The sequence below is a fragment of the Piscinibacter sp. PDB1-1 genome (assembly GCF_056675995.1).
Genome location: NZ_JBWVZJ010000002.1, coordinates 246,692 through 254,984 on the forward strand (window position 1 = coordinate 246,692; position 8,293 = coordinate 254,984).

7 protein-coding genes are annotated in these 8,293 nt (G+C 62.9%); 3 read left to right on the top strand and 4 right to left on the bottom strand.

What is annotated here, in order from left to right:
* Positions 1-5: 5 nt before the first annotated feature.
* The 3 genes from AC1KAR_RS12910 to AC1KAR_RS12920 are packed head-to-tail and all read left to right on the top strand — an operon-like array spanning position 6 to position 4,121.
* The gene (locus AC1KAR_RS12910) at positions 6-1,232 is read left to right on the top strand and encodes a porin family protein (protein ID WP_480318253.1); all 1,227 of its coding nucleotides are present in this window, start codon (positions 6-8) and stop codon (positions 1,230-1,232) included.
* Between the two features lie 32 nt (positions 1,233-1,264).
* Entirely contained in the window at positions 1,265-2,731 is a 1,467-nt protein-coding gene (locus tag AC1KAR_RS12915) for a mannose-1-phosphate guanylyltransferase/mannose-6-phosphate isomerase (RefSeq protein ID WP_480318255.1), read from the top strand.
* Positions 2,732-2,780: 49 nt separating this feature from the next.
* A complete protein-coding gene (locus AC1KAR_RS12920; protein WP_480318257.1) occupies positions 2,781-4,121 on the top strand; it encodes a UDP-glucose dehydrogenase family protein in 1,341 nt (446 codons plus the stop codon).
* Positions 4,122-4,142: 21 nt separating this feature from the next.
* On the opposite strand, the gene AC1KAR_RS12925 is transcribed toward AC1KAR_RS12920, so the two are convergent.
* The 4 genes from AC1KAR_RS12925 to AC1KAR_RS12940 form a co-directional block, all read right to left on the bottom strand.
* Positions 4,143-5,138: a glycosyltransferase family 2 protein gene (locus AC1KAR_RS12925; protein WP_480318259.1), complete on the bottom strand. Its 996-nt coding sequence runs from the start codon at positions 5,136-5,138 to the stop codon at positions 4,143-4,145.
* 23 nt (positions 5,139-5,161) lie between these two features.
* Positions 5,162-6,145 carry a glycosyltransferase family 2 protein gene (locus AC1KAR_RS12930; RefSeq protein ID WP_480318261.1) on the bottom strand — a complete coding sequence of 328 codons (984 nt, stop codon included), beginning with the start codon at positions 6,143-6,145 and terminating at the stop codon, positions 5,162-5,164.
* A 121-nt stretch (positions 6,146-6,266) separates the two neighbouring features.
* A complete protein-coding gene (locus tag AC1KAR_RS12935) occupies positions 6,267-7,001 on the bottom strand; it encodes a cupin-like domain-containing protein (protein WP_480318263.1) in 735 nt (244 codons plus the stop codon).
* 178 nt (positions 7,002-7,179) lie between these two features.
* The gene (locus AC1KAR_RS12940; protein WP_480318265.1) at positions 7,180-8,223 is read right to left on the bottom strand and encodes an SGNH/GDSL hydrolase family protein; all 1,044 of its coding nucleotides are present in this window, start codon (positions 8,221-8,223) and stop codon (positions 7,180-7,182) included.
* Positions 8,224-8,293 lie beyond the last annotated feature (70 nt).

The following is an 8,293-nucleotide window of genomic DNA, read 5'->3' on the forward strand; positions in this document are numbered from 1 at the left end:
CCCGAATGTCACAGCACAAGAAGAAGCCCCAAGTACGCCAGATCGCCGCCTTGACGGCCGGCGCGTTGTCAGCCGCAGCAAGCACGCTGGCACTCGGCCAGGAAGCTGCTCCGGTCGAAAGCACGCCGTACTACTTCGGCGTCAGTCAGTCGTTCTCGCATGAGTCCAATCTGTATCGCAGCTCCGCCAACCAGGTCTCCGAGACCATCTCGATCACCGGCCTGCTGGCCGGCTTTGACCAACCCTTTGGTCGACAGCGCGCATTCGCCGATGTGTCGGCCCAGTTGAATCGCTTCCAGACCAACGACGATCTGGACAACAAGAGCTTTTCAATCAACGCAGGGCTCAATTGGGAAACAGTCGAGTTCCTGTCCGGCAGCCTTCGCTATTCAGCGCGAAACAGTCTGGCCGACTTCGGCTCCCTTGACGGCTCGACAGTACCCAGCGACCAGATCACTCAGCAGTTCATTGCGACAGGTCGCTTGGGCCTGACCTCCAAACTGTCATTTGACCTGTCGTACGACCATCGCGACCTTCGCTATCGCTCTGATTACTACGCAGACCGCAACTACAAGCAGGATGCCGTCAGTGCGGGCTTCCAATGGGGCACGCGCGATCTGCTGGTCTTTGGTTTGGCCTACCGCGCCACCAAGGGCTCCTATCCGGAGTACCTGCCGACAGCACCGTACGAGAAGGAAATCGATCGCAGCGACATCGACTTCACCACGGTCTGGGTTCCTACAGGTGCCAGCACATTGAATGTGCGCCTGAGTTCGACGAAGGAAACGGAGTCGGTGGCCTCGTCGACCGAGCGCTCGACACTCACGGGCGCGTTGTCGTGGGACTATCGTCCAACGGCCAAGCTGGGCTTCCTCGCATCGATCACGCGCGACACAGGCACCGAGGCCACCTTCCTGGGAATCCCGCCCGGGGGGTCGGCACCGCTGTATGTCGACGACTCGACGCTCAGCACAACATCGCAGTTGCGCCTGAACTATGCCGCCACCAGCAAGATCGCTCTAGGCGTCGATGCCCGCTATCGGAGAGGCAAGCTCTCTAACGGCGATGACGAACGCCTCTCAGGCTACGGCCTGAATATCAGCTATGTGCCCACACGCAGCATCACGCTCGGTTGCGACTTCGTCTACGAGGACCGCGACTCTTCCGGCGTGTCCGCCTACACGTACACCGCCACAGTGAGCACGTGCAGCGCGCAGTTGACACTGCGTTGACGCCGCCATATTCAGCCTTCCCATACTTGTTCATGACTCAGAAGCCCACGTCCCCCATCGCCGTCCAACCCGTCATCATGGCCGGCGGAAGCGGCACGCGTCTTTGGCCGCTCTCGCGCGCCCAGTACCCCAAGCAGTTCCTGATTCTTCACGGCAACCGCAGCCTCTTTCAACAGGCAGCAAGCCGCCTCGCTTCGCTCTCGGTCGATGGGCTCACGGTTGCGGCACCCACTGTCGTCGGCAACGAAGAACACCGCTTCCTGATCCTCGACCAATTGCGTGAGGTGAATCTCCACAACGGCAGCGTGTTGTTGGAGCCGGCCGGTCGGAACACCGCCCCGGCCATGACACTTGCGGCCCTGCAGGCCACGGCCGCGGGTGAGGACCCAGTGCTCGTGGTCACGCCGGCCGACCATGCATTTACCGATGAAGCGGCCTTCACAACCGCGCTGCGCGACGCCGTTCGCGTTGCAAGCACCGGCGCACTCGTCATCCTGGGCATTGCACCCAATCGGCCCGAGACGGGCTTCGGCTACGTCCGTGCCGAAGCCTCAGGCGCGGGCGAGGCGCTGCAGGTTGCCCAGTTCGTCGAGAAGCCTGATGCCGCCACGGCCAAGCAATATCTGGAGGCTGGCAACTACTTCTGGAACGGCGGCATGTTCGTCGTGCGCGCCTCCGTCTGGCTGAAGGCGCTGGAGCGCTTCCGCCCCGACATCGCGGCCGCTTCTCGTGCCGCGTGGGCGGTGCATACGCTCGACGCGAGTTTCCTGCGCCCCGGCTCCGCCGAGTTCAAGGCCATTCCGAGCGAGTCCATCGACTATGCGGTCATGGAGAAGTGCCCCGGCTCCACCGAGTTCGATATCCGCATGCTGCCACTGGCTGCAGGGTGGTCCGATCTCGGCGCCTGGGATGCCGTGTGGGACGTGAGCGCGAAGGACGCCGCTGGTAACGCCACCGTGGGCGACACCGTCGTGCGTGACAGCCGGAACACCCTGGTCCACGCGACCAGCCGGCTCGTGGGCGTCGTTGGCCTGGACAACATCGTCGTTGTCGAGACGCCGGACGCCGTCCTCGTGGCCGACCGCAATCGCAGCCAGGAGGTCAAGCACATCGTCAACGAGTTGCAGGCGTCCGGCCGCACCGAGCACACGCTGCATCGCCAGGTCCATCGCCCGTGGGGCTGGTACGACAGCATCGACGCCGGACCTCGCTTTCAGGTCAAGCGCATCCTGGTCAAGCCGGGCGCGAGCTTGAGCTTGCAGATGCACCACCACCGCGCCGAGCACTGGATCGTGGTCAGTGGCACGGCCGAGGTAACCAACGGCGACCAGGTCATTCTGTTGACCGAAAACCAGAGCACCTACATTCCGCTAGGGCAGACACACCGCCTCGCCAACCCAGGCAAGGTGCCGCTCGAGATCATCGAGGTGCAATCGGGCAGCTACCTGGGCGAGGACGACATCGTTCGCTACCAAGACACCTACGGTCGTGCAAAATGACGCGCCGCGCAGATCGGCGCGCTTATGGGATCTCGATCCCCACCCTTGAATGAAGATCACTGCCATCGGGACGGGCTATGTCGGCCTCGTCACCGGCGCGTGTTTGGCCGAAATGGGCAATCACGTGGTCTGCCTGGATGTTGATTCCGCCAAGATCGACATCTTGAACGAGGGCGGCATGCCGATCCATGAGCCCGGGTTGCAGGACCTGATCCGACGCAATCGCGAGGCCGGCCGCCTGTCATTTACCACTGACGTGCAGGCCGCGGTCAGCCACGGTGCTTTGCTGTTCATCGGCGTGGGAACGCCCCCTGGCGAAGACGGCGCGGCCGACGTCAGCCACGTGCTTGCGGCGGCACGTGACATCGGCCGCTACATGACCGACTTCAAGGTCATTGTCGACAAGAGCACAGTGCCCGTGGGCACTGGCGATCAGGTGCGCAGCACGATTGCAAATGAGCTCGCCCAACGCGGGTTGACGCTCGATTTCGCCGTGGTGTCCAACCCAGAGTTCCTGAAAGAAGGCGCCGCCATCGACGACTTCATGCGCCCGGCGCGCGTGATCATCGGCAGCGACGACGAGCGGGCCATCCTGCTGATGCGCGCCTTGTATTCGCCCTTCATCCGCAATCACGACCGCCTCCTGGTCATGGACCTGAAGAGTGCCGAGTTCACCAAATACGCGGCAAACTCGATGCTGGCCACCCGCATCAGCTTCATGAATGAGCTGGCCCTTCTGGCGGACAAGGTCGGTGTGGACATTGAAATGGTTCGCACCGGCATCGGCAGCGATCCGCGCATCGGCTACCAGTTCCTTTACGCGGGAGCCGGCTACGGGGGCTCATGCTTCCCGAAGGACGTGAAGGCGCTGCTCAAGACCGGTGAATCCGAGGGTCTGGACCTGCACGTTCTTCGCGCCGTGGAGACGGCCAACGAGCGGCAAAAACAGGTGCTCGCGGAAAAGGTCGTGGCGCGCTACGGCACCGATCTGACGGGGCGACAGTTCGCCCTGTGGGGCCTTGCCTTCAAACCCAACACCGATGACATGCGCGAAGCACCCAGCCTCGTGCTTGTGCAGGAACTCATCCGCCGCGGGGCCCGCGTGAGCGCCTACGACCCTGTGGCCATACGCGAGGCGGGACGTGTGTTGGGCGAGCTGCCTGGGCTCAGCTTCGCGGACAGCCAGATCGACGCGCTGCGCGGGGCGGACGCGCTGGTCATCGTGACCGAGTGGAAAGAGTTCAAAAGCCCCGACTTCGACGCCATCAAGGCACTGCTCAAGGAGCCGGTGATCTTCGACGGTCGAAATCTCTACGATCCGACGCTGATGCAGGCCATCGGCATCCAGTACCACGGCATCGGGCGAGGCGTTCCCCCGTCTGCCCGCTGAGCACGGGCAGACCGCCGCAGGTCATTTGTATTCGATCAGATTGACCCTGCGGCCACGCCAGTGGTTGGCCACGAACTTCATCTGGCCCAACACTTGAGGGAACTTGCTCAGCACCATGAATCCAGAGCGCTTGAGCCCGGCCACAAGACCAGCCTCTTCACGCAATGACAAGCGCAGCACCTGCAGCGGATAGATCAAAAAGCCCAGCAACGCCCAGGGGCTGACGATCGTGGCAGCGAGCAGGATGGCCACAGGAAGCGCCAAGCCCCACGTCCAGCCGCTGCGCGCCTCGCGCACCCAGTGACGCTCGGGCGTCCGACCGTGGATGTGCGCGCCTTCGGCGTAGGCGAATCCCGTACGCGTCGTTCGCTTCCACCACTGGCTGAAGTGCAGCATGTTCGCGTCGTGCGATGTCATGTGATTGCCCAGACGCCAGACCTTCCAGCCCGAAGCGCGCAGGCGCACACACAGCTCAGGCTCTTCGCCAGCGATGAGATCGTCACGATAGCCGCCGGACTGCGCGAGCGCATCGGCGCGAATCAGGACATCGCCACCGAATGACCTGACTTCGCCGGGCGGCGAGTACCAGTCGAGGTCACACAGCCAGTTGTAGACCGAGCGCTCCGGGAAGCGCTCGCGCCGCAAGCCCGTGACGGCCACCACATCGGGCCGCTCTTCGAGGAACGCCACAGCTCTGGGCAGCCATTGAGGCATGACTTCGCAATCGCCGTCCACGAAATGCACGAAACGTATCTGTGGTTCAAGCTGACGCACATGACGGAAACCCACGTTGCGGGCCCGCGCCGCGGTGAAGGGCTGGCTCATGTCCAGGCTCACCACCACCGCGCCGCGCTGTCGTGCGGCCTGCACTGAGTCGTCGGTGGAGCCGGAGTCGACATAGACCACAAGCTTGGCATTCGGAACCACCGACTCCATGCAGCGATGCAGCCGCTCTCCCTCGTTGCGGCCAATGGCGATTACCGCAAGCAGGTTGGGATCGAAGGGCGTGGGTTCCATGGATGGTTGGGTATGCGGGTAGCTCATCGCGTCGGGCGCCGGCCCATGGAGGTTCGGCTCAAGAGGACCAGCATCGCCAGTGAGTGCCGGAAGCGGTAGGCGATGCCACCGAAGTCGAGGCGCTTGAGCAAGCCCTTCAACGTCAGGACGACGTCTGCCAGAACCCCCAGTGATACCACCGACATCAAACCGCCAAGGCCGTGGTTCTTACGGAAGTAGATGAGTTCGCTCTCGATCTGCAACGAGGCGATCTGCCTCCCAGCCGAGGTGAGCGCACCTTCGGACTTCGCGCTCTCCCCACCCACGTGGATCACCTCGGTGTCGGGGCAATACAAGACCTTCCAGCCAGCCCGTTTGGCGGACAGGCAGTGATCCACTTCTTCGAAGTAAAGGAAGTAGCGCGGATCGAACAGACCGACCTGGTCGATGACCTCGCGGCGCATCAGGTAGTAGCAGCCGGGCACCCAATCGCATTCACGCAGGCTACGGTGGTCCCACTCCATGTCGTCGATCATGCGAACCGAGGGGAAGAATCGGGCCAGCCCCGTACTGGCCAGGAACACATTGAACGGCGTGGGGAAGTAGCGGCACGAGGGCTGAAGCGAGCCGTCGCGCCCCACGAGCCGCACACCCAAGATGCCGCAATCCGGGCGCGCTTCCATGCAATCCAACGTGCGCCGCAAGGTGTCTGGCGATACGAAGGCATCGGTATTGAGCAGCAGTACGTAGCGCCCCTTCAGCAAGGGAATGGCCTGGTTATTGGCGCGCCCGAACCCGACATTGGTCGTGTTGGCGATGAGTTCGACCTCCGGGTAGCGCGTACGCAGCACCTCGACCGATCCGTCCTTGGAGGCGTTGTCGATCACGACAGTCTGGATCGAGATGCCCCGCGCCGCGACCTGCAGGGCCGAGAACATCTCATCCAGCAGATGGGCCGTGTTGTAGTTGACGACCACAACCGACAGGGTCACGGTCGGCTGCTGCATGGCAAGGGAAGTTTGGCTCACGGCGTCAGTCGAGACAGGGGCAATGAAGGGCTTGTCGCACCGCAGCAATTGTCATGCGCAATCCAGGGGTCAAGGGCAAAAACTTGTGCAAAGTTGAAAGTGCCCGAGCGGCGTCGGCCGTTCAATGGTGTTCTCGCCGCCCCAAAAAGCGCGCGGCATGAGCCACCTTGGCAGCCGAGTTCCATGCCCCGGCCTTGAGCTTGTCGCGCACCGGATACGTGCCCACCGGGGACACGTGCATGCCGAAGCGCCCCATCGGCGTACGCAGCCGCTGGTTGAACATCAGGGCCTTCATTTGGGCCATGGTCTCGGCCGTGTTGAAGATGATGGACATGGAGATCGATACGTCGCTGGGCCCATTGCGCACCAGGTGCCCGGCCATGAACGGGATGTGCAACGCGTCGCCCGGTTGGAAGTGGCAGCGCGTCGCCAGAGATTCGCTGGCCGGACGCCACTGCGGCCGCGCGCCCGTGTGGCACATGAAGTCCTCGCATTCAGACGCCGTCACCACGCGTTCGTCCCACTGCGGGAAGACACATACCTCTTTTGTGCCGCTGAACTGCATCAGGAACGTGGAGTACCGGTCAATGTGAAACGGCGTGAGACTGTTGGGCGAAGCAATGAAGAGGTACAGCATCGAATCGACCGCCTGAGTGCCCACGCCGCCGCGAGCGCGCATGAGCTCTTCCACGTCGGCCTTGAGGTCGCGAAAGAGCGGGTCGAACGAGGCATCCGTTTCCGGCGCGCGGACCATGATGTAGGAGTTGGTGGTCCGAATGGTCTCAATCGTCTCGCGCAGCGACAGGCCGTTGCTGTGCTCGACATGGGCACGGTCGAAGTTGTCGCTCTCCTTCAAGAGGCCCTTGGAATAGAAGACTTGCTGCGGCGGCAGCTTGGGCAAGACCCTCTCGAGGTTTTCCAGCGACAACGCCGGATGACCGAGGAGCTGGTGCTGGAAGGTGAATGGCTCGCGATCGAGTCGTTCGTGGGGCAGGTTGGCGCCGAAGCATTTCATAGGGAGTCTCCTTTTTTTCTCAGTTCGATCTGCCGAGGGCGTTGCTTGACAGCACGAAGCGAAGCACCTCTTCGTCGGTGATGGGCGACAAGCGCAACTGGTATTGGCTGATGAGCAGATCGACCAGCGCCTGCGCCCATTTCGCATTCCAGACCAGACCCGCATGGCCATCCGCCAAGGTCGCGTGGGTGGGTGCATCCCCACTGTCGTTCACAACCTTGAAAGTTGCAGAGAGCTCGACGACTCGGTAGGCCGGCCGGCCATCGGGTCCACGCGAGCCCCACAGGCCTTTGAACCACGCCCGGTCACTGAAGAAGCTGATGCGCGGGTCTGCTTGGGCCATCGCCTTCAGGGCGTTGTCGTAGTAGTCCAACCCTTTGGAGATGTTGACCAGTTGCGCAGGCGCGTGCCACTGGCCGTGAAAACGCTCCCAGTGGGCGTTGTTGAACGCGCCAACGAGCACGATCCGGGTCTTCGGGTGATGCTGCGAGATGAGGCTCACCGTCTTGCGGATATCACGCAGACACATGTCCATGCGCTCGCGCACGGCGGTCGATTGCGGTTGCTGGGCCAGTTGATCGAGGTGCGGAATGTCGTTGGCAAAGTCATTGCCTCCGATGCGTATGACGACCACGCCGCGCGTCCACTTCTCCGGTTCGGCATCCATGGTGCGCACCAGGCGTGGCACCTGACGCGACCAACCGGAGAACAACTCGCGGCAGCCATCTCCCGAGTACGCGAAGTTGTAGCGGTGGTCGCGCTTGCGCGGTGCGCGCACTTCGTAGCCCCACGATTCGACCGGGCCCACCAGACCGAGCCTTTCGATGGTGGAGGCCAGGCGCCCACTCATGCCGCGCATGCCCCAATCGCCCAGGTCGATCTGATCGCCCCGCATGCGGGCCAGCGCCTCGGTCCACTGGAAAGTACTTGCGTGGTACTGCCCCCCACGCGGCACCGCGGGTGCCTTGGGGTCATGGATGTCGTGGAAGCCTTGGCTGTCGGAATCGCCGATCACCGCCAGAGGAATCGCCGCTTGCGCAGCCATCGCAGTAGCAGTTGCCATGATGAGCGTGATCGATGCGAGAAGGGCGCCTGTCGCGCTCAACAACACACCTGCAGCCGAACCATGTGAA

What these genes read in the sequence shown, in the direction of transcription:
- AC1KAR_RS12925 (WP_480318259.1), bottom strand. Translation starts at nt 5,138, where the DNA reads ATGGAACCCACGCCCTTCGATCCCAACCTGCTTGCGGTAATCGCCATT.
- AC1KAR_RS12940 (WP_480318265.1), bottom strand. Translation starts at nt 8,223, where the DNA reads ATGGCAACTGCTACTGCGATGGCTGCGCAAGCGGCGATTCCTCTGGCG.
- AC1KAR_RS12910 (WP_480318253.1), top strand. Translation starts at nt 6, where the DNA reads ATGTCACAGCACAAGAAGAAGCCCCAAGTACGCCAGATCGCCGCCTTG.
- AC1KAR_RS12915 (WP_480318255.1), top strand. Translation starts at nt 1,265, where the DNA reads ATGACTCAGAAGCCCACGTCCCCCATCGCCGTCCAACCCGTCATCATG.
- AC1KAR_RS12920 (WP_480318257.1), top strand. Translation starts at nt 2,781, where the DNA reads ATGAAGATCACTGCCATCGGGACGGGCTATGTCGGCCTCGTCACCGGC.